The 21584-nt window shown below is 56.4% G+C and carries 21 protein-coding genes; 14 read left to right on the top strand and 7 right to left on the bottom strand.

The window, feature by feature from the left end; genetic code table 11:
- Positions 1-23 precede the first annotated feature (23 nt).
- The 11 genes from SIC18_RS00185 to SIC18_RS00135 all read left to right on the top strand — a co-directional run bounded on the left by SIC18_RS00185 (position 24) and on the right by SIC18_RS00135 (position 12441).
- The gene (locus tag SIC18_RS00185) at positions 24-1928 is read left to right on the top strand and encodes a DNA-directed RNA polymerase subunit gamma (RefSeq protein ID WP_250395196.1); all 1905 of its coding nucleotides are present in this window, start codon (positions 24-26) and stop codon (positions 1926-1928) included.
- Between the two features lie 47 nt (positions 1929-1975).
- On the top strand, positions 1976-6073 hold the full coding sequence (locus tag SIC18_RS00180; RefSeq protein ID WP_413429877.1) for a DNA-directed RNA polymerase subunit beta': 4098 nt from the start codon (positions 1976-1978) through the stop codon (positions 6071-6073).
- Between the two features lie 62 nt (positions 6074-6135).
- The gene (locus SIC18_RS00175; RefSeq protein WP_006854361.1) at positions 6136-6288 is read left to right on the top strand and encodes a high light inducible protein; all 153 of its coding nucleotides are present in this window, start codon (positions 6136-6138) and stop codon (positions 6286-6288) included.
- Complete coding sequence (rlmN, locus tag SIC18_RS00170; RefSeq protein WP_048347183.1) at positions 6285-7325, top strand: 23S rRNA (adenine(2503)-C(2))-methyltransferase RlmN; 1041 nt, start codon at positions 6285-6287, stop codon at positions 7323-7325. The genes SIC18_RS00175 and rlmN overlap by 4 nt, the downstream gene beginning before the upstream one ends.
- A 33-nt stretch (positions 7326-7358) precedes the next feature.
- Positions 7359-9122 (top strand): sodium:solute symporter family protein, encoded by a 1764-nt coding sequence (locus tag SIC18_RS00165; RefSeq protein ID WP_048347182.1) that lies wholly within the window; start codon positions 7359-7361, stop codon positions 9120-9122.
- 35 nt (positions 9123-9157) lie between these two features.
- Positions 9158-9283, top strand: coding sequence for a hypothetical protein (locus tag SIC18_RS00160; protein ID WP_255321986.1), 126 nt, complete (start codon positions 9158-9160; stop codon positions 9281-9283).
- A gap of 24 nt (positions 9284-9307) precedes the next feature.
- Positions 9308-10117, top strand: a complete 810-nt coding sequence (locus SIC18_RS00155) for a HEAT repeat domain-containing protein (protein WP_048347181.1) — start codon at positions 9308-9310, stop codon at positions 10115-10117.
- Between the two features lie 75 nt (positions 10118-10192).
- On the top strand, positions 10193-10396 hold the full coding sequence (locus SIC18_RS00150; RefSeq protein WP_048347180.1) for a DUF2997 domain-containing protein: 204 nt from the start codon (positions 10193-10195) through the stop codon (positions 10394-10396).
- Positions 10396-10788, top strand: a complete 393-nt coding sequence (locus tag SIC18_RS00145; protein WP_048347179.1) for a DUF1257 domain-containing protein — start codon at positions 10396-10398, stop codon at positions 10786-10788. The genes SIC18_RS00150 and SIC18_RS00145 overlap by 1 nt, the downstream gene beginning before the upstream one ends.
- A complete protein-coding gene (locus tag SIC18_RS00140) occupies positions 10781-11218 on the top strand; it encodes a 4Fe-4S domain-containing protein (protein ID WP_413430589.1) in 438 nt (145 codons plus the stop codon). The genes SIC18_RS00145 and SIC18_RS00140 overlap by 8 nt, the downstream gene beginning before the upstream one ends.
- 5 nt (positions 11219-11223) lie before the next feature.
- Positions 11224-12441, top strand: coding sequence for an aldo/keto reductase (locus SIC18_RS00135; protein WP_413429876.1), 1218 nt, complete (start codon positions 11224-11226; stop codon positions 12439-12441).
- On the opposite strand, the gene rsmG is transcribed toward SIC18_RS00135, so the two are convergent.
- Positions 12417-13181, bottom strand: coding sequence for a 16S rRNA (guanine(527)-N(7))-methyltransferase RsmG (rsmG, locus tag SIC18_RS00130; RefSeq protein WP_048347176.1), 765 nt, complete (start codon positions 13179-13181; stop codon positions 12417-12419). The genes SIC18_RS00135 and rsmG overlap by 25 nt on opposite strands.
- A 62-nt stretch (positions 13182-13243) precedes the next feature.
- Here rsmG and SIC18_RS00125 point away from each other — a divergent pair, with 62 nt between their 5' ends.
- Together SIC18_RS00125 and SIC18_RS00120 are read left to right on the top strand one after the other, a co-directional pair.
- Positions 13244-13774 carry a J domain-containing protein gene (locus SIC18_RS00125; protein ID WP_048348306.1) on the top strand — a complete coding sequence of 177 codons (531 nt, stop codon included), beginning with the start codon at positions 13244-13246 and terminating at the stop codon, positions 13772-13774.
- On the top strand, positions 13725-13982 hold the full coding sequence (locus SIC18_RS00120) for a DUF3143 domain-containing protein (protein WP_157028605.1): 258 nt from the start codon (positions 13725-13727) through the stop codon (positions 13980-13982). The genes SIC18_RS00125 and SIC18_RS00120 overlap by 50 nt, the downstream gene beginning before the upstream one ends.
- A 19-nt stretch (positions 13983-14001) precedes the next feature.
- On the opposite strand, the gene bioA is transcribed toward SIC18_RS00120, so the two are convergent.
- Genes bioA through SIC18_RS00090 form a run of 6 tightly spaced genes read right to left on the bottom strand, consistent with a single transcriptional unit; the run spans position 14002 to position 18800 of the window.
- Positions 14002-15297, bottom strand: a complete 1296-nt coding sequence (gene bioA / locus SIC18_RS00115; protein ID WP_048347175.1) for an adenosylmethionine--8-amino-7-oxononanoate transaminase — start codon at positions 15295-15297, stop codon at positions 14002-14004.
- 44 nt (positions 15298-15341) lie between these two features.
- Positions 15342-15497 carry a hypothetical protein gene (locus tag SIC18_RS00110; protein ID WP_245407130.1) on the bottom strand — a complete coding sequence of 52 codons (156 nt, stop codon included), beginning with the start codon at positions 15495-15497 and terminating at the stop codon, positions 15342-15344.
- Positions 15494-16159 (bottom strand): dethiobiotin synthase, encoded by a 666-nt coding sequence (bioD, locus tag SIC18_RS00105; RefSeq protein ID WP_048347174.1) that lies wholly within the window; start codon positions 16157-16159, stop codon positions 15494-15496. The genes SIC18_RS00110 and bioD overlap by 4 nt, the downstream gene beginning before the upstream one ends.
- Positions 16156-16911, bottom strand: a complete 756-nt coding sequence (locus SIC18_RS00100) for a methyltransferase domain-containing protein (protein WP_048347173.1) — start codon at positions 16909-16911, stop codon at positions 16156-16158. The genes bioD and SIC18_RS00100 overlap by 4 nt, the downstream gene beginning before the upstream one ends.
- On the bottom strand, positions 16908-17633 hold the full coding sequence (locus SIC18_RS00095) for an alpha/beta fold hydrolase (RefSeq protein ID WP_250395336.1): 726 nt from the start codon (positions 17631-17633) through the stop codon (positions 16908-16910). The genes SIC18_RS00100 and SIC18_RS00095 overlap by 4 nt, the downstream gene beginning before the upstream one ends.
- A 6-nt stretch (positions 17634-17639) precedes the next feature.
- Positions 17640-18800: an aminotransferase class I/II-fold pyridoxal phosphate-dependent enzyme gene (locus SIC18_RS00090; RefSeq protein WP_413429875.1), complete on the bottom strand. Its 1161-nt coding sequence runs from the start codon at positions 18798-18800 to the stop codon at positions 17640-17642.
- Between the two features lie 48 nt (positions 18801-18848).
- On the opposite strand from SIC18_RS00090, the gene SIC18_RS00085 reads away from it, so the two are divergent.
- Positions 18849-21584, top strand: a complete 2736-nt coding sequence (locus SIC18_RS00085) for a DEAD/DEAH box helicase (protein WP_413429874.1) — start codon at positions 18849-18851, stop codon at positions 21582-21584.

The raw sequence follows: 21584 nt of genomic DNA, 5'->3' as shown, positions 1-21584 counted from the left end.
ACCGCCTTCATTCTTAAACGCCAATGACCAACAGCAATCTGCGTACAGAGAACCACTTCGACTACGTCAAGATCACACTTGCATCACCCGATCGGGTGATGGAGTGGGGTCAGCGCACCTTGCCGAATGGACAGGTGGTTGGAGAAGTGACCAAGCCTGAAACCATTAACTACCGCACGCTCAAGCCCGAGATGGACGGCTTGTTCTGCGAAAAGATTTTTGGTCCCTCTAAGGATTGGGAATGCCATTGCGGTAAGTACAAGCGAGTCCGTCACCGCGGGATTGTTTGTGAGCGGTGTGGTGTTGAGGTCACGGAGAGCCGAGTGCGTCGGCACCGCATGGGCTTCATTAAGTTGGCGGCCCCCGTCTCTCATGTTTGGTATCTGAAAGGGATCCCCAGTTATGTGGCCATCCTTTTGGATATGCCTCTGCGGGATGTTGAACAGATCGTTTATTTCAACTGTTATGTGGTGCTCGATGCGGGCGATCACAAAGACTTGAAGTACAAGCAATTGCTCACGGAAGATGAGTGGCTTGAAATTGAAGATGAGATTTACGCAGAAGATTCAGAAATTGAGAATGAACCCGTCGTTGGGATTGGCGCCGAGGCTCTGAAGCAGCTGCTTGAGGATCTCGAACTTAATGCTGTTGCTGAACAACTACGTGAAGAGATTGCTGGCAGTAAGGGACAGAAGCGCGCAAAGTTGATTAAGCGCCTTCGGGTGATCGATAACTTCATCGCCACCAACGCCCGCCCCGAATGGATGGTGTTGGACGCGATTCCGGTTATTCCCCCAGATCTTCGCCCAATGGTGCAGCTGGATGGTGGCCGCTTTGCGACCTCTGACCTTAATGACCTCTACAGAAGGGTCATTAATCGCAATAACCGTCTTGCCCGCCTTCAGGAAATTCTTGCTCCTGAAATCATTGTCCGCAATGAAAAACGGATGCTCCAAGAAGCGGTTGATGCCCTAATCGATAATGGTCGACGCGGTCGAACTGTTGTTGGAGCTAATAATCGTCCGCTTAAGTCACTGAGCGACATTATCGAAGGCAAACAGGGTCGTTTCCGCCAAAACTTGCTTGGCAAGCGTGTTGATTACTCCGGTCGTTCCGTCATCGTGGTGGGACCCAAGCTGAAGATGCATCAGTGTGGTTTGCCTAAGGAGATGGCAATTGAGCTCTTCCAGCCGTTTGTGATCCATCGCCTGATTCGTCAAAACATCGTTAACAACATCAAGGCAGCCAAAAAGCTGATTCAGCGAGCTGATGATGAGGTGATGCAGGTGTTGCAGGAGGTGATCGATGGTCACCCAATCATGCTGAATCGCGCCCCTACTCTTCACCGGCTAGGGATCCAAGCTTTTGAACCCAAGTTGGTGGATGGCAGAGCGATACAACTTCACCCCCTTGTGTGTCCAGCGTTCAACGCTGACTTCGACGGTGACCAGATGGCCGTACACGTCCCACTCGCAATTGAGGCACAAACGGAAGCGCGCATGTTGATGTTGGCGAGCAACAACATCCTCTCTCCAGCAACGGGCGATCCAATCATCACGCCATCCCAAGACATGGTGTTGGGTTCCTATTACCTAACGGCTCTGCAGCCCCAAATGCATCCGATTGAATTCGGTGATCGATCCCGCACCTACTCCAGCCTTGAAGATGTGATTCACGCCTTTGAAGACAACCGAATCACTCTGCATGACTGGGTTTGGGTGCGCTTTAACGGCGAGGTTGAAGATGAAGACGAGCGTGAAGAGCCCATTACCACTGAGACCCTTAGCGACGGCACGCGCTTTGAACAGTGGACCTACCGCCGTGACCGCTTTGACGAAGACGGCGCTCTGATTAGCCGTTACATCCTGACGACCGTAGGACGTGTGGTGATGAATCACACGATCATCGACGCAGTGGCAGCCACCTGAAGCCCCTCTTACAAAGCTTTTCTTTCCCTTCTGTTCCAAGCGCTGTCATGACCTCAACTCCTTCCAAATCCCGTAAGTCTGCTAAGGCCGCCAAGGCTGCCAAGGCTGAAGCCGCAGCTTTTGCTAAGTCCCGTGCACTTGCTAAAACACCGCCTCCATTCCGTAACCGTGTTGTTGATAAAAAGGTCCTGAAGGAACTTGTTGCATGGGCCTATAAGAACCACGGAACGGCTGCCACCGCCTCGATGGCAGATCAACTCAAGGACCTTGGTTTCAAGTACGCCACTCAGGCGGCTGTGTCGATTTCAGTGAACGACCTGAAGGTCCCCGCTGCGAAGAAAGATCTGCTCGATCAGGCTGAAGAACTGATTACTGAGACCGAAGAGTCCTATCGGCTTGGTGTCATTACAGAGGTTGAGCGTCACACCAAGGTGATCGATACCTGGACTGAGACCAACGAGCGCTTGGTTGATGCTGTCAAAAAGAACTTCAACGACAACGATCCACTCAACTCGGTTTGGATGATGGCCAACTCTGGGGCTCGGGGCAACATGTCCCAAGTCCGTCAGCTGGTGGGCATGCGCGGTTTGATGGCGAACCCTCAAGGGGAGATCATTGACCTTCCGATCCGCACCAATTTCCGAGAGGGGCTCACGGTCACGGAGTACGTGATCTCTTCCTACGGAGCCCGTAAGGGATTGGTGGATACCGCACTGCGTACGGCTGACTCCGGCTACCTCACCCGCCGTTTGGTGGACGTCGCCCAAGATGTGATTGTTCGTGAGGACGACTGCGGGACCATGCGCTCGATCATGGTTAAGGCGGAGGACGGTCGTTTTGGTAATCGTCTGGTTGGACGATTGACCGCTGATCAGGTGCTTGGAGCTGATGGTGAGGTGATCGCTGAGCGCAACAGGGAAATCGATCCACCCCTCTCTAAACGCTTTGAAGCTGCTGGTGTCTCCGCTCTGATGGTTCGTTCTCCGCTCACCTGTGAAGCGAATCGTTCCGTATGCCGCAAGTGCTATGGCTGGGCCCTTGCCCATAATCAGTTGGTTGATTTGGGCGAAGCGGTTGGAATCATCGCCGCTCAATCCATTGGCGAGCCTGGTACCCAGCTCACCATGAGAACGTTCCACACCGGTGGTGTGTCAACTGCTGAGAGTGGAGTGGTGCGCTCAAAATTTGAAGGCACTGTTGAATTTGGATCGAAAGCGAAAGTGCGTCCTTATCGCACACCGCATGGTGTGAATGCACAGCAGTCTGATGTGGACTTTTCGCTCACGATTAAGCCCAGTGGAAGTGGCAAGTCACAGAAGATCGAAATCACGAATGGTTCACTTCTGTTTGTTGATGACGGTCAAAAGATTGCCTCTGACGTGACAGTGGCAACCATTGCGGCTGGTGCCGTGCAGAAGAGCGTTGAGAAAGCAACTAAAGATGTGATCTGCGACCTGGCTGGTCAGGTCAGCTATGACCCCACCATTCAGCCCCGCGAGGTGACTGACAGGCAGGGCAACATCACCCACAAAGCTCAGCGTCTTGGCCGGATGTGGGTTCTTGCCGGTGATGTGTACAACTTGCCGCCAAACGCGCGCCCTGTTGTGTCGTCTGGCGGGTCCGTCATCGAGGCTCAGGTGTTGGCTGAAGCCAGTCAGGCCAGCGAGTATGGCGGTGCCATTCGCTTGCGCGAAGCCTTGGGGGATTCGCGTGAGGTGCAGATTGTTACCACCTCCATGACGCTTCGCGATTTCAAACTTCTCGGCGAATCATCCCACGCAGGTGAGATTTGGAACCTTGAAGCTAAGGATGGGACGCGTTATCGCCTTAACACCATTCCTGGAAGCAAAATTGGTAATGCTGAAGTGATTGCCGAGCTTGCTGACGATCGCTTCCGAACGCAAACCGGTGGATTGGTCAAATTTGCTCCTGGGCTTGCGATTAAGAAGGCTCGATCTGCCAAAAATGGTTACGAGGTCAATAAGGGCGGCACCCTGTTGTGGATTCCTCAGGAAACCCATGAAATCAACAAAGATATTTCGTTGTTGATGATCACTGATGGTCAATGGATTGAAGCCGGAACCGAAGTGGTGAAGGATATTTTCAGCCAGACTGCAGGCATCGTGAGTGTCACTCAGAAGAACGATATTCTTCGCGAGATTATTGTTCGTAGCGGTAGTTTCCATCTCTGCACGGAGAAGAAGGCGCTCGAGCGTTTCCAGGGCGATGGCGTCATGGTTAACCCCGGCGAAGCGATCGCCAAGGGCATCAGCTCCGACGCGATGGTGTTTGTGCAGGCGGTTGAAACTCCTGAGGGCACCGGCCTACTGCTCCGTCCTATCGAGGAGTACACGATTCCAAATGAGGCCCAGCTTCCTGATTTGGGTCATGTCAAACAGCCCAATGGACCCCATCTAGGGATTAAGGCGACACAACGTTTGGCCTTCAAAGACAACGAATTGGTCAAATCGGTTGAGGGCGTTGAGTTACTGCGAACTCAATTGATGTTGGAAACATTCGACACCACTCCACAGATGACTGTTGATGTGGAAGCGGTTCCTGATAAGAGGGCTAAAACGATTGAGCGTCTCCAGCTTGTGATTCTGGAAAGCATTTTGGTGCGTCGTGACACCATCTCAGACTCCAGCCATGGCTCCACTCACACCGAACTACAGGTGGAGGACGGACAGTCCATTAAGGCCGGTGATGTTGTTGCAACCACGCAGATTCTCTGTAAGCAGGCTGGTGTGGCTGAGATGCCAGAAGCCACAGAAGATGAGCCCGTGCGTCGCTTGATCGTCGAAAGGCCTGAAGACACAATCACGATCAACACCTCTGGAGCCCCAATCGTCACCGTTGGACAGCGTGTGGTCGACGGCGAAGAGCTGGCTGAGGGGCAGCCCTCTGATTGTTGCGGTGAGGTTGAGCAGGTGAGCGCCAACTCCGTCACGATGCGTTTGGGGCGCCCTTACATGATTTCGCCCGACTCGCTGTTGCATGTTCGCGACGGAGATCTTGTCCAGCGCGGTGATGGCTTGGCTCTTCTGGTCTTTGAACGCCAGAAAACAGGTGACATTGTTCAGGGTCTACCTCGTATTGAGGAGTTGCTAGAGGCAAGACGTCCTCGTGAGTCTTCGATCCTGTGCAAAAAACCAGGAACCGTTGACATCAAACAGGGTGAAGACGATGAGTTCACCACGGTGACCGTGATCGAATCCGACGATGCGATCGCTGAATACCCGATTCTTCTTGGTCGGAACGTGATGGTGAGTGATGGTCAACAGGTGAATGCTGGCGAACTTCTGACAGACGGGCCTATCAATCCCCATGAGTTGCTTGAGTGCTTCTTTGAAGACCTGCGCAGCCGCAAGCCCTTAATGGATGCGGCTCAGGAAGCGATTGCGAAGCTTCAGCATCGTCTTGTGACTGAAGTCCAGAACGTTTACAAGTCGCAGGGAGTGTCGATTCACGACAAGCACATCGAGGTGATTGTTCGTCAGATGACCAGCAAAGTTCGGATCGAGGATGCCGGTGACACCACGCTTCTCCCCGGAGAGTTGATCGAACTTCGCCAGGTGGAAAACACCAATCAGGCGATGTCGATCACGGGTGGAGCGCCTGCGGAATTCACACCAGTTTTGCTTGGTATCACCAAGGCATCGCTCAACACCGACAGCTTCATCTCTGCGGCCTCCTTCCAAGAAACCACACGTGTGCTCACCGAAGCAGCGATTGAGGGCAAGAGCGATTGGTTGCGTGGTCTCAAGGAAAACGTGATTATCGGTCGCTTGATTCCTGCAGGTACGGGCTTCAGTGGTTTTGAAGAGGAGTTGAGAGCGGAAGCCGGTCCTCATCCCGATATCCTCTCGGAGGATCCTGCTGGATACCGCCGTATGCAGAATCTTCGCCCTGATTACACCGTTGATATGCCGGCAGCTCCTGCCTCTAAATCGACGGCTTTGTTGGACGATCCCAGCGCCGCAGATTTAGAGGCCACTCGCAGCCGCCATGGGATTGAGGCAGAGGCCAGCAACTTTGCTGCCTTTACCCGTCCAGATGCCGATAACGAGCTTGCCGAGGAGCAAGTCCTTGACCCGGCTGCGGTTGAGAATCTGCAGGAGCAGGGTCTCCTCAGCGATGAATGATTCGTTCGCTCGCATGAGCTGCCCTTGCCGCTTCAAACTGTTGCTTCTTATCGATTTCGCTCATGATTGAGCCGTCTTTGATCCCCAAGCGGAAACTTCCCCGTTTTGGGTTTCATACCCACACTGAAAAGCTGAATGGTCGTGCCGCCATGCTCGGCTTCATCGCTTTGTTGGTTGTGGAGTTCAAAATCGGTCACGGCTTGTTGATCTGGTGATCAGCGCGCTTCTCGGTCGAAGTAAGTCTGAGCTGGAAGACTGGGCTGTCGCCCAGGGCCAGCCAGCATTTCGTGGCCGGCAGCTCCATGATTGGCTCTACGCCAAAGGGGCGCGGGATCTTCAAGGCATCACGGTGCTTCCTAAGACTTGGCGCGCATCCCTCCAAAACGAGGGGGTTTCAGTGGGTCGTTTGCATGAGCAAGAGCGACGGGTGGCAGCTGATGCCACCACCAAATTGCTGTTGGGCACCGAGGACGGCGAAACCTTGGAAACGGTTGGGATCCCTACCGATCAACGCCTCACGGTTTGTGTGTCGAGCCAGGTCGGCTGCCCGATGGCCTGTCGTTTTTGCGCCACTGGTAAAGGGGGGTTGCAACGCTCATTAGCGGGCCATGAAATTGTTGCCCAAGTGCTCAGCATCCGAGAGGTCATGGAGCGTCGTCCCACCCATGTGGTGTTTATGGGCATGGGTGAACCCTTGCTCAACATTGAGGCTGTGCTCGAGTCCATTCGCTGCATTAATGATGATCTGGGCATTGGTCAACGTCGGATCACAGTGAGCACCGTTGGAGTGCCGCATACCCTTCCTCGTCTTGCTGATTTGGCGCTCAAACAGTTGGGGCGCGCTCAGTTCACCTTGGCTGTCAGTCTTCATGCACCCAACCAAGCATTGAGGGAGGAGTTGATTCCTACGGCTAAGGCCTATCCCTATGACGCACTTCTGGATGATTGTCGTTACTACCTCAACAAAACGGGTCGGCGGGTGAGTTTTGAGTACATCCTCTTGGGTGGGGTCAATGATCATCCGCACCACGCATCCGAACTCGCTGATCGGGTGGGTGGTTTCCAGAGTCACGTCAATCTGATTGCCTATAACCCTATTGAGGAAGAGGAGTTTCAGCGACCAACGACTCAGAGGATTGAGGGCTTTCGGCGCGTCCTGGAGCGTCGTGGCGTTGCCGTGAGTCTGCGAGCGAGCCGCGGCTTGGATCAGGATGCAGCTTGTGGCCAGTTGCGTCGCAATCGACGGTCTTAGAGGAGACTGCGAAAGCAGACTTGATTGGATCCGATGGCACCGATTGACTGGTTGTTGCTGGTCTTTTATTTAATCGGAACTCTGTTCCTCGGGCTTTGGCTGGCTCGACGCAATCAGGGGGAAGATGACTATTTCGTCGCTGGGCGCAGCTTGAGCGGTTGGTTGGCAGGCGCGTCGATGGCTGCCACCACCTTCTCGATCGATACACCGCTGTACGTCGCCGGTTTAGTCGGAACCAGAGGGCTGGCGGCGAATTGGGAGTGGTGGGGGTTCGGTCTTGCTCATGTGGCGATGGCGGTGGTGTTTGCGCCCCTTTGGCGACGCAGCGGCGTAATGACAGATGCTGCCTTTACGGAACTCCGCTATGGAGGAGCCACGGCGGCTTGGTTGCGGGGCATCAAAGCCTTTTTGCTCGCCCTCCCGATTAATTGCATCGGCATCGGCTATGCATTCTTGGCCATGCGAAAGGTGGTGCAAGCGCTAGGGATTGTGTCCGATCAGCCCGTGTCAGCCCTCGGAGGTCTCCCGGACACGGTGCTGTTGTTGATGATCGTGGCTGTTTTGGTGCTCGTGTACACGGTGGCCGGTGGCCTTTGGGCCGTTGTGGTCACTGATTTTGTGCAGTTGATTTTGGCGATGGTGGGGGCTCTGGCTGTGGCTTGGGCTGCTATCCATGCCGCTGGGGGGATGGATGCTCTCCTCACCAGCCTCAACGATTTGGGTCGTCCCGAGGTGTTGTCACTTGTCCCTTGGCGCTGGACTGACTCTGGCTTCGATTGGATTGGCGGGGCCGGTATCAGTGCTTCCACCTTCTTGGCCTATCTCACGGTGCAGTGGTGGAGTTTTCGGCGAAGTGATGGCGGTGGTGAATTCATTCAACGGATGCTTGCCACTCGCGATGAACGTCAGGCGCGGTTGGCGGGCTGGGTGTTTCTTGTGGTCAATTACCTGCTTCGCAGCTGGTTGTGGGTGGTGGTGGCGCTGGCGGCTCTGGTGCTTCTGCCCGATCAGGCGGACTGGGAATTGAGTTATCCGGCCCTGGCGGTGGCCTACCTCCCACCGGTGGTGCTTGGCCTGGTGGTGGTCTCCCTAGTAGCTGCCTTTATGAGCACGGTCAGTACATCTGTGAACTGGGGTGCGAGCTATCTCACCCATGACCTCTACCAACGTTTTGTTCGGCCTAATGCCTCGCAGAAAGAGCTGCTTTTGGTTGGGCAGGCCACCAGCGTTCTTCTATTGGTGTTAGGGGTTTTAACGGCTTTGATCAGTGACAGCATCGGCACGGTGTTCCGATTGGTGATCGCGATTGGTACTGGGCCTGGCGTGGTCCTGGTCTTGCGTTGGTTCTGGTGGCGAATCAATGCAGCAGCAGAGCTGTCATCGATGGTGTGTGGATTTTTTGTTGGTTTGGCCACGTCTGTCGTCCCCGTTCTGCAAATCTCGGACTACGGACTCAGATTGATGGTCACCACTGCCATTACGGCCTTGGTTTGGGTGGTGGTGATGCTGATCACTCCCCCTGAGTCTGCGGAGGTGCTGGAGAGGTTCGTGCAGCGCGTTCAACCCCCCGGTCCTGGTTGGAGTCGTTGGAGGCGTCGCTGTGAGGTGGAGGCGTCTGAATCGCTGCAAGCTCTCATCACTCGGTTTGTGCTGAGTAGTTGTGTGCTGTTTGGGGCACTGCTTGGTTCAGGCGCGTTCCTTCTGCACCAGCAGGTTGCAGGTTGGTCTGGTTTGATCCTTACGGTTGTCGCTCTCTCACTTCTTTTGCGCGGGCGGCATTCGCGTCTTGCCGCTTAGTAGTCACCCTTCACAATGGATTGAAAACCGGAACCGTGAGTTTTTTTCGCAGCACCATTCTTCCTGTTCTGATCGTGGCTTTATTTGGCCTCGCTCTGTTTGCGGTGAGTGCACGCATTTGGTTGCCTGGTGACATGCTTGCTCCAGCTCCGGTCAGTTGACCTGATGCTTCTACGATCAATGCCATGACCGATCGCCCGCCCCTGGATCGTGAACCACGCGTGGCCAATCTGGCCATCGATCCCGATGTGCTCGCCCGTGAGCTTGAAGCTGAAGAGGTGGGTGATCCTCTTGATGAAATCGATCTTGACGATCCAGAGCAGGATGCTCTAGAGGCCATCCGGCAATGTGATGAGGCCCTGAACTGGTTGCAGCAGGGGCATGATCAGCAGCTCCAAGGCTTGCGTGTTTTTTGTGAACATCGAGATCCCCGTTCGGTTCCCCTGCTGTTGCCGCTCCTCGATGAGGTGTGTCCCGTGGTGCGCATGAGCGCCGTCTACGCGCTTGGTCGCAATCCCTCTCCCCCTGCTGTGGGGCCCCTTTTGAAATTGCTGCAAGACGACAGCAATGCCTATGTGCGCAAAGCCACGGCCTGGAGCCTTGGGAATTATCCCGATGCACCTGTGCTGAATCCCTTGATTCGTGCCCTGCAGACCGATGTGGCTGCGGTGCGGTTGTGGGCTTCGGTGTCTCTTGCTGAAGCTGGAGTGACCTCTGCTGCAAAAGCAGATCCAGCGGCTGGCCAGTTGTTGATTAGCTTGCGAATCGACACTGAATCCGTGGTGCGAAGCAATTGCATCTGGGCTCTGGGTCGCCTGCTCGAGCATCTTGTGGAACCCCGTCGCCTCGAGGTGATTGAGGTGTTTGTGCGTGCGCTTTTGCACGATTGTGAAAGGTCTGTTCGCGATGAAGCCCGCACGGCTCTCGAGCAGATGGAATCCCCCGATGTTTTGGATCGACTTCAAACCTTGATGGACGAGGGATTGTTCAGCTGATCGGACGAACTGACACCACCACCCATCAGCTTCGCGATATCGCCTTTAACATCTGTTCATTGTTGGGTGTGGTGCATGCCTGAGCGCACGCTTCGTTTCCGAATTCGTCCAGACGGTCGCGTCGAGGAGCAGGTGGAAGGCGTTGTCGGTGACGCTTGTCTGCAACTGACGGAACGTTTGGAATCAGTTTTAGGCACGGTGGAACGCCGTCAGCCAACGTCTGATGCCTACGTCACAACCCAAGCACAGTCCCAGTCCCAGTTCGTCGAGCCCTCCTGATGTCCCATTTCAGCACTGTCAAAACGGAACTTCGCCAGCGTGAGTCATTAGTCTCTGCCCTCGAAGACCTTGGGTATGAGCCCAAACAGGGAGGTCATCCCGTACGCGGATATCGCGGCCAAACCGTGGAAGCTGAATTGGCGGTCACCCTTCAGGAGTCTGCTGATTTCGGCTTCGTATGGAATGAATCCAACGGTGCCTATGAGTTTGTGACCGACCTGGATTTGTGGCGCCAGTCCGTGCCAATTGAGCGTTTTTTGTCTCGTCTCACGCAGCGCTACGCCCTCAACACGGTGTTGAAAGCTTCCCTTTCCGAGGGCTTTGACGTTGCCGAGCAGCGTGATTGTCAGGATGGATCGATCGAGCTTGTCGTTACCCGTTGGGATGCCTGATTCACAGCGGGTGGACGATCAACCCGTGAATGCCTCCTCCGGTAATCCCGCCGTTGCTTACAGCGCCTCCTCTCTTGAGGATCATCAATGCTCTGGGATGGAACCCGTCTTGGGTGGTGCTCTCGCTGAAAAAGCGGTCTGGGTTGATGAGGCTGTTTGTATTGGCTGCAGGTATTGCGCTCATGTGGCTTGCAACACCTTCATCATCGAGCCCAATTTGGGGCGATCGCGTGCGATTCGCCAGGACGGGGACAGTTCTGCGCGGATTCAAGAGGCCATTGAAACCTGTCCCGTGGACTGCATTCACTGGGTTGCCTTTGATGACCTCAAGGGGCTCCAAGCGCAGCTCGACGCTCAGGAGCTTCTACCGCTCGGGCTTCCCTCACCTGCTCGTCCAAGACGCATTCTTCCTCGGCAGCCTCAAGACTGAACTCGATGGCATCACAGGCTTCCTTGGCTTTGCCAACACGACGCTTTGGTCGCACAGAGCTAGCAATGCCAGTCCTGTCCCTGGGGGGGATGAGGTTTCAGCAGAGTTGGTCGGATCTTGAGGCTGAGGTAATTACTCAGGAGGCTCAAGGCACGGTGCAGACGACACTCCACCGTGCGGTGGAGCTTGGATTTCACCATGTGGAAACAGCTCGGCATTACGGCAGCTCCGAGCGGCAACTTGGCTGGGCCCTCCCCCATTCACCTGATCCAGATCGCATCCTTCAAACAAAGGTGCCCCCTCGGGACGACCCTGCGATGTTTGAAGCCGAGCTCGAACTCAGCCTGGAGCGCCTAAATGTTCGGCGAATTGAGTTGCTGGCGATTCATGGCATCAACAGGTTGGATCATCTGGAGCAAACGCTGCGTCCAGGCGGCTGTATGGAGGTGGTGCGCCGCTGGCAGCAAGAGGGACGTATCGACCATGTGGGTTTTTCGACTCATGCTGAAACCAGCGTCATCGAAGCTGCGATCAACTCTGATGCATTCGATTATGTGAATTTGCATTGGTACTACATCCGGCAAGACAACGAACCTGCGTTGGTCGCCGCCCAACGCCATGACATGGGCGTGTTCATCATTAGTCCCACCGACAAGGGTGGCCATCTCCATACCCCTTCGCTGCTGTTGAAGCAGCTCTGCGCTCCCCTGCACCCGATCGTGTTTAACGATCTGTTTTGTCTGCGTGACCCGCGGGTTCACACCATCAGTGTTGGAGCGTCCAGGCCGAGTGATCTTGATCTGCATCTTGAGGCTGTCCAGCAACTCGATACCGCTGGAGCGCTGATCTCCCCGATTCAAGATCGGTTGCAGACGCAAGCTCTACAGGCCCTTGGTGAGCCTTGGCTGATGACTTGGCGTGAAGGTTTGCCCCATTGGAAAGACACGCCAGGGAACATCAATCTTCCTGTGTTGCTCTGGCTTCACAATTTGATTGAGGCTTGGGATTTGGAGAGTTATGCCAGGGCGCGTTATGGAATTCTTGGTCATGCAGGACATTGGGCTCCTGGTGCCAATGCTGACGCTCTGGATCAGGAGGTCAGCGAGACAGACCTCCGGGCTGTTTTGAACCAAAGCCCATGGGCTGAAACGATCCCAGGATTGCTGAGGGGTTTAAAGCAACGGGTTGGTGGCGTTCCTCAGGAACGTTTGTCGTCAGCCTGATCGCCCAGGGGCAGACGGCTAGGTAGCCCTACTGGGCGGGGATAGCTCTTGGGACAGGGAGCCAGGGGCTCAATGCGAACCAACGTGCGCAGCCCCCGTCCAGCTGGCAGGTTGATCTGCTTGCAGTCCGCAAGTTTGGCTTTGAGGGGAACCAAGGCTCGTTTCAGTTTCGCTTCGTCGTCATCACTCCAGTGGCCGCGATAGAGCAGCGCCTGACCCTGATGGGCCAGAAGGGGCACGAGATATTCCGCTACCACTGAGGGTGTGGCCACGGCTCTGGCCATCGCTAAGTCGAACGTCCCACGACAGGACCGCTCCTGACCTGTCACCTCAACGCGCTCGGTGCGGACGTCCACGCGAGCCTCTAAACCAAGCGAGTTGGCCATTGATTCCACTGCAGCAGTTTTGCGACCGACTGAATCAACAAGGGTGAGTGTGGTCCCCGGTAGGGCGATGGCGACAGCGAGGCCAGGAAACCCGCCGCCAGTGCCTACATCAATGCAGCGACGCGATAGATCGGGGGTGCGTAGCTCTTTGTCGAGAGGCCAAAGACTGTCAAAGACCTGGGCGATCCAGAACTCTTCGTTCTCGACCAAACGGGTGAGATTCACCTTGCTGTTCCAATGGCGCAGCAGGGCTTGTAGCTCTTTGAGTTGCGAGAGCTGGGTGTCATTGGGTTGCCAGCCCAGACAGTGCCATAGGTCAGGCCCGGCATCAGAAAAGCTGTTTGCTTCTGGCATGGCTGCCAGGGCAGCGACTCTTCCTACAATGCACCTTCGTGATTCGGCTCGAACAGGACGTGATGTCGGCCACGACCCATTACGAACGGTTAGGAGTGGGCCGTGGCGTGGACGCCGAGACCTTGCGTCGCGCCTTTCGACGTCTCAGTAAGTCGGTGCATCCAGACACCACAACGTTGCCTGCCGCTGAGGCAGCTCGCCAATTCCAGCTGTTGCGTGAGGCCTATGACCAGTTGGCTGATCCCTCGTTGCGTCGGCTTTATGACGCTCAACTCATCCAGCAGGATCAGCTTTGGCAACAGCAGCACGCTCCGCTGCCCTCTCCTGCAGTGTCTTCTTCAACGGCCATTGGTGAGCGAAGACCACTCTCAGGAGGGGAGTGGTTGTCACTGTTGATGCTGCTTGGGGCCTTGCTTTTGTGTGTATCGCTGGCAGTCGGAGTGGCCTGGAGTCGGGGCATGGAGCTTCAGGTTCAGCCCAGTTGGCTGGTGGCCGAGCAGACTCAAGAGGAGCCGTTGATTCGGGATGTCCTTGATGGTGTCGATGCCTCCAGCAGAAACTCCTTTAAATCAGCATTCGCTGCAGGCTCTTGAGCATTGGCTCCAGCAGCTTGGAGCGCAGCGGCTGGCGGATGATCCGTGTGGCTGGTCCTGGCAGGAACAGGGATGGACGGCTGAGATCCGTCTGCAACAAACGGATCTCGCGGTGATCTGGAGCCCAACGGAAGCACCTCGCCCTTGCGTGTTTCCCTACGGACTGTCCCGTGCCGACGTCGAGGCTGCCCTGCGGCTGGGTCCCTGAGGGCTCAGCTCGGGCTTGTTCAGATCGTTACTTCATGCTCTTGCAAACGGTCGAGCGCTTCGTGGAGAACGGCGTAGCAGTGATCGAGCTGCTCATCGCTAATGCATAGCGGAGGAAGCAGGTACACCACTTGGCCAAGAGGCCGCACCAGGACACCCCGTTCTCTCGCCAGCCTGCGCAGGACCTTCCCAGCAGGGTTGAGGTAGCCCTCTTGGTCGGTGACGACGAGATCAAAGGCTGCGATCGTCCCCGTCAGGCGCACACGCCTGATTCCTGGATGCCGTGCCAACACCTCTAAGCGCGATCGATGCCTCGCTTCGAACTCCAGATACTTGTCAGGCTCTTCTTCGAGTAGATCCAGACTTGCGTTCGCTGCAGCGCACCCCAGGGGGTTGGCGGTAAAACTATGGCCATGCCAAAGGGTCACGCTCGGGTCCTTGCCAACGAAGGCGTCGAAGACAGCGCCGCTGGCCATGGTGATGCCCATAGGAAGGAATCCAGCGGTGAGTCCTTTGGACAACGCCACGACATCAGGTTGGACTCCGGCCCGTTGAGTCGCCAAAAAATCGCCGCAACGCCCAAAGCCCGTAAGGACTTCGTCGGCGATCAACAAGGTTCCAGCGTTGCGAACGCGCTTTTCCACTTCTTGAAGAAAGGTGGGGCGCACCATGCTCATGCCGCCTGCACCTTGGACAAGCGGCTCGAGAATGACAGCTGTGGTTGGTGTTTTGAGGGCTTCTTCGAGCTGATTAAGGGCTGTTAGTTCCTTTTGTTCGACGTGATCGTCGTCCCACCATGTCGCAGGCCATGGGATGCGGGCGACCGGAAACAACAGCGGGTCAAAGGGTTCACTGAACAGGCTGCGAGCTCCCACAGCCATCGCCCCAAACGTATCTCCGTGATAGGCACCGTCGAAGGCGATGATCTGCTGCCTTGGTGCTCCCTTGTTGTGCCACCACTGAATGGCGATTTTGAGTGCCACCTCCACTGCGGTGGATCCGTTGTCTGAAAAAAAGACTCGCTCTAACCCGGTTTTAGCTGCCAACCGATCGGCAAGGCGTTCGGCTTGAGGATGGGTGAATTCGGCAAAAATGACCTGCTCAAGAGTCTCGGCCTGACGAGCAATGGCTTGCGCGATATGGGGGTGGGCATGGCCATGCAAGGTCACCCACCAGCTGCTAATTGCATCAATTAAAGGAGGTCCTTCATCTCGGTACAGAAGGGCTCCTTCTCCTCGAAGCACTCTCTCTAAGGGAGGCGTTGTGGAGACCTGGGTGAACGGAGGCCAGAGGTGTGGATGGTGATGCTGAGGCACTTCGTTATTACAGTTGCCAGTGGATTAATTCGTTTCTGATGAGCTCAGCGGCACATTTCACTGTTTTGTTCTGATTCCGTAGCGATCGGGCCACAGTTAATCCAGCGCACAAGTCCAACTTCGACGTCAGTAAATAACACTAAAATCCCCGCGCAAAGAAGGGCAACAGCCACGGCGACTCCGGTCTGATGGCGATTCATCTCGAAGCCCGTAAACGATTGATCTCGGTTTCGACCTTAGCTTTCACGTTCTGAACATGCCATTGCCTGGCAAGAGCTGCGGCATTGAGTGTCTCCAGTGGTGGGAATTCGCACAGCAACGGGACCTTGCCGAGTTCGTTAAGGGTGTGGGGATTGTCGGCGTGGGGAGGGCCATTAATCACCAGCCCAAGGATCGGAATGTTCCGTCTTCTCAATGCCTCCAGGCTGAGAAGCGTGTGGTTCAAGGTACCCAATTCACTACGGGCTACCAACACCACTGGAAGCTGCCACCGTTCGAGTTGTTGGATTTGCAGCCAGTGGCGTGTGAGTGGCACCATCAGACCTCCAGCGGTCTCCACCACCAACGGTCCATCTGTTGATGGCAATTGGAGCTGGTTGGGGTCAATGCATCGCCCTTCTCGTTCGGCAGCCCAGTGCGGAGAAACGGGGGCTTGGAATGCATAGGCTTCTTCTTTCCATCGCTCCTTTGGAAGGTCTAGAAGATCGATGACCCGTTGACGATCACCACCACCTTCCGTGCCGCTTTGGACTGGCTTCCAATAGCTGGCCTCTAAGCCTTGAACAAAGAGGGCGCTAACGATGGTTTTCCCAACATCGGTGTCTGTTCCGCAAATCACCAATCGAAGGGGAGGCGTGTTCATCGCTCGATCACCAGGATTTGAATTAACCAGGTCAATCTGACCTGCCCTTCCTCTGAACGATCAGGCCAGTGGGCGCTTAGTTGACGCCACTGCTTCACGCTGAGAGCTGAGCGGGTGCTGGTGCCGGCGCCAATGGTCTGCATAGGCCGCAATAGAGCCGTGATATGGCTTGCTTGTTCGCTGAAGTTGAGCTGTTGTTGTTGCCTGATCTGCTGTTTCGGTAACGAGGCCGTCAACGCGCTGGTTGTTGGGAAACGCAGAGCTGCGCAGGGGACTGCCGCTTGGCGGGCCGCTTCGTGCCACTGCGGGAAGCAACCTGCAACCGGCAGCGCCACAACTAACCAGCCACCTGGAGCTAGACAATCGAACCAGTGCCTCAGTGTTGTACCTGGGTCGGACAACCAGTGGAGGCAGAAGCTGGAGGTGATCAGGGTTGGAGCGTTGTCCCAGAATTGGAAGGGTTGATTTAAATCCCAAAGCTGAGTCTGGTCTGGACGGGAGTGGCGGGCCAGCATGGAGGGGCTTCCATCGATGCGTTCCACGACCTTGCCGGGGTTCCGTTGTTCGATGGCATCGGCAAGCAATCCTGTTCCACTGCCGAGATCCAGCCATCGTCCGGATGGAATTGGGAGCCGTTGGCAGTGCCCGGCGAGTCGCCAGGCCATCGCTGTTTGGAGACGGGCGGCCCGGTTGTATTGGGTTGCTGCGCCATCGAAGCTGCGTAGAACCTTGGCCCCCCAGGTGTTGCTCATGTCTCTCCAGGAGCCTGATCAAGCCATCGCTGGATTCGTATCAGCAGCTCTGGCACCAACAATGCATGCCCGCTACCGGGTAGGCACCAGTGTTCTGCTGGATGCTGCAGTCGGGTCTGAACGGCATCGCGCAGCTCTTGTCTTGCGGCTGGCACCACAATCGCGTCTTGGGCTGCCTCTACGACCAGCACTCTTGCTGTTGCTTGCAGCCCCAGCGGTAACTCTGCGCTTGCGATGAGCCGATCTAAGTCGTCGGTTAAGCGTTCACGGCCCTCCCTCGACAGTCCTTCATGGATGGGGCCGCGTGGGAGGCGGTCTGGTGGCGATGGCGCTGCTGCCCGCTTTAAGAAGGTTGTGAGCATCTCAGCTTCAGCTTCGCTATCAAGGCATCGGCGCATGCTCTTCAAACCAGTTTTGAGAGCTCGACCTTTGGGTCCTTGCGGAACAAATCTGGAAAAACTTGCGAGCAAAACCACGTCGGTGGCTTTGGTGAACACGGCATCCGGGAGCAGATGCGGCCCTAGGGAGTGGGCAATCACCACGCGGCGTTGCAGCTCTAAGGGATCTTGATCGTCTTGCCAAAAGGGCATGTGCTCTTGGCGGTTGCCATACCCCCGTTCACCGCTTTGCCAAGACCAACAGTGAGGCTTGAAATGCCGGATCCAGGGCACCCATGAATGGCTGTCTTCGCCCCAGCCGTGCATGGCAATCACCTGTTTCATCGGGATCTACGAGCCCAGAGAGAGGGCGTGCAGCAGTGCGTCCAATGTCCCATCGGGCAGGCTCCGACGCACCACCAGACGGAGTCGGGACGTGCCTTCAGGAACGGTGGGGGGGCGGATCGCAATGCTCAAAAGCCCGGCGGCTTCGAGGATCTGTTGGCGATCGAGAGCTGCTTGGTCTGAACCGATGACCAGGGGGAGAATCGGACCTGTCCCGCCTGGACGCGTCCATCCCGCAGCAGCGAGCGCGGAGCGCCACTGTTGGCTCGTTGCTATGAGCTCTTCCGACCAATGGGGATGGTGTTGTATCAGCCTTAACGCTGCGAGCGCTGCTGCGGCAAGGGGTGGTGCTAACGCCGTGGTGTAACGAAAAGCGCCACTGGTTTGGAGCAGGGTTTCGCCGAGGTCTGCATCACAGGCCAGAAACGCTCCACCGCTCCCAAAGGCCTTCCCAAAGGTGCCACTGAGCAGGGTCACTGTCTTGTTTGGCAGGGCATGGCTGAGGCCACGTCCTCCATCTCCCAAGACGCCCAGGGCATGGGCTTCATCGACTAGGAGTCGGGCAGCGTGGCTCGAGCAGAGCTCTGCCATGGCACTCAGGTTGGGACTGGTTCCCTCCATGCTGAAGAGACTTTCTGTGATCACCAGCGGTTTGTGCCCTGGGTGTCGATCCCGGCACCGCTCCAGCTTGCGGTTCAGATCGATGAGGTCGTTGTGGGCAAAGCGCTGCAGTCGCGCCCCACTGGCTTGCACTCCTGTGAGTAGGGAGTGATGGCAGAGCCTGTCCGCTAGCACTGGCGTATGGCGGTCCGCGAGCGCAAGAACGGCGGCAAGATTGGCTTGAAAGCCGCTCGGGTAGAGCAGAACGCGATCTCGATTTAACCAGTGCGCTAGCCGTTGTTCGAGTTGGTCATGCACCGGGCGGCTGCCGCTCACCAGCCGGGACCCACCGGCGCCCACTCCGCTTCGGTTGATCTCCTCGGTCGCAGCCGAGATGAGCTCAGGGTGCCGAGCCAGATTGAGATAGTCGTTGCTGGCTAAATCCACCAGACAACATGGCGTTTCATCTCCTTGATCGATCGCGTTGACCGGAAGAAGCCCTGATCCATCTGGATTGGGCCTCCAGGTTCGGAGCTGACGTCGGCGTGCTTGAGACGGGCTGCTCATGTTGGTCAGTTTGCTGCTCCCTGCTCGCGCAATCCCTAGGATCCAGCGATGGTGTCACCGGATGTTTCCCAGCTATTTCCATTCCCTTTGGATGGATTCCAGTTGGAATCGATTGATGCCTTGAATCAAGGGCATTCCGTTGTGGTGAGTGCGCCCACGGGATCTGGCAAGACTCTGGTAGGCGAGTACGCGATTCATCGGGCGATTGCCCATGGCCAAAAAGTTTTTTACACAACACCTCTCAAAGCCTTATCCAATCAAAAGTTGCGCGATTTTCGCGAACAGTTTGGAGCGGACAATGTTGGCTTGATGACGGGTGACCTGAGCGTTAACCGCGAGGCTCGAGTGGTGGTGATGACCACCGAGATCTTTCGTAACATGCTGTATGCCGAAGCGGATGGTGATGACGATCCGCTAGCGGATGTGGAGTCGGTCGTGCTCGACGAGTGCCACTACATGAATGATTCTCAGCGGGGCACCGTCTGGGAAGAATCGATCATTCACTGTCCCCCTTCCGTTCAACTGGTGGCGTTGTCCGCCACCGTCGCCAATGCGGGGCAACTAACCGATTGGATCGAGAAGGTGCACGGTCCGACGCGTCTGGTGCTGAGTGATTTTCGTCCGGTGCCGCTGCAGTTCAGTTTTTGTAGCGCTAAAGGTCTCCATCAACTTTTAAATGAACAGGGAACTGGAATTCATCCGAATTGCAAGGTTTGGCGTGCTCCAAAAGGGCACAAGCGCAAAGGCCGTTCGCCAAGGCCGCCGCAGCCGGAAGCACCACCGATCAGTTTTGTGGTCGCGCAAATGGCGGCACGGGAGATGCTCCCCGCCATCTATTTCATCTTCAGTCGCCGTGGTTGTGACAAGGCCGTTCGCGACCTTGGGGTGCAGTGTTTGGTGACGGAGGCCGAGCAGGCCATCATCCGTGAGCGGCTTGAGGCTTACACCGCCGCAAATCCTGAGGCTGTGCGCGACGGCCTTCATGCGGATGCGTTGCTGCGCGGGATTGCATCCCATCACGCCGGAGTGCTTCCGGCTTGGAAAGAGCTCATCGAGGCGTTATTTCAGCAGGGGTTGGTGAAGGTGGTGTTTGCCACCGAAACATTGGCGGCCGGCATCAATATGCCGGCGCGCAGCACTGTGATCGCCTCGCTCTCGAAGCGCACCGAACGGGGGCATCGCCCCCTGATGGCCAGTGAATTTCTGCAAATGGCTGGTCGCGCGGGTCGTCGCGGCTTAGACACGCAGGGTTATGTGGTGACCGTTCAGAGTCGATTTGAGGGGGTGCGTGAGGCGGCCCAGTTGGCCACGAGCCCCTCTGATCCATTGGTGAGTCAATTCACCCCCAGCTACGGCATGGTGCTCAACCTGTTGCAGCGTCATGACTTAGCCAAAGCAAGAGAGCTGGTAGAGCGCAGCTTTGGCCGCTACCTCGCCAGTTTGGATTTGGTCGAGGAAGAAGAACATCTGGCTGAGTTGCGGATGCAGCTGGCTCAACTTCAAGGCACGGCTGGTGACGTTCCGTGGGAAGACTTTGAGGACTATGAAAAACAGCGCGGCCGTCTTCGCGAAGAAAGACGTCTGCTCAGGATTCTTCAGCAGCAGGCTGAAGAAACCCTGGCCCATGAACTCACGACCGCTCTTCAGTTTTCGAGCTTGGGAACGTTGGTGAGCCTCAAGTCACCTCGTCTTCGTGGTGGGGTCACCCCGGCTGTGATCGTTGACAAATGCGATGGCCCCGGGCAGTTTCCGCTTCTGCTTTGCTTAACCCAGGACAACGTTTGGTTGTTATTGCCCTGTCAGGCCGTCGTGAGCTTGCATGCGGAATTGAGTTGTTTGCAGGTTGATGGCGTGGCGCCTCCTGATCTCAGCCGTTCCGGTGAGCTCCGTCATGGCGATCAAGACAGCGGTGGTTTGGCTTTGGCGGTGGCGCACATGGCACGTCGTCATGACATGACCACAGCTCAGTACGACTTGGCGGGAGAGGTGTTGTCTCAAGTTCGCCTGGTCCGGGAGTTGGAAGATCAGCTGGAGGGGCATCCGGCTCACCGCTGGGGCGATCGCAAGCAACTCAAGAAGCACCGGCGACGCATGGAAGATCTTGAACATGAAATCGGTGAGCGCCAGCAATTACTCCATCACCGTTCCAACCGGCACTGGGAGACATTTTTGGCTCTGATTGAGATCTTGAGGCACTTTGGCTGCCTCGATGACTTGGAACCAACGGAGATCGGTCGCACGGTTGCCGCTCTTCGTGGCGACAACGAGCTCTGGCTTGGTTTGGCACTGATGAGCGGCCATCTCGATGAGTTGCCTCCAGCAGAACTGGCTGCCGTATTTGAGGCCATCAGCACGGAGGTGAATCGTCCAGATCTTTGGAGTGCATTTCCGGCGCCTCCCCTTGCCGAAGAGGCCCTGCATGATTTGTCAGGCATCCGTCGGGAGCTTCTGCGCGCTCAGGAGCGCTTCAAGGTGGTGGTCCCAGCCTGGTGGGAGCCTGAATTGATGGGATTGGTGGAGGCTTGGGCCAAGGGGACGACCTGGAATGACCTGATCGCTAACACCTCCTTGGATGAAGGAGATGTGGTGCGGATCATGCGGCGCACGGTGGACCTACTGGCCCAGGTCCCATATTGCGAGGCGATTAGTGAGCAGCTTCGCAAGAACGCCCGTGCGGCCTTAACCGCGATTAATCGTTTCCCTGTGGCGGAGGCGGATCAGGTGCTCAAGGCCGCGGCTGCCGAATCCAGCGGGCTCAATGCAGCGACTGAGCGTGCTGCCTGA

Source organism: Synechococcus sp. Cu2B8-bc1011 (genome assembly GCF_047302735.1).
In the GTDB taxonomy this organism is placed as follows: Bacteria; Cyanobacteriota; Cyanobacteriia; order PCC-6307; family Cyanobiaceae; genus Synechococcus_C.
This window is presented reverse-complemented; position numbering and strand designations above follow the sequence as displayed.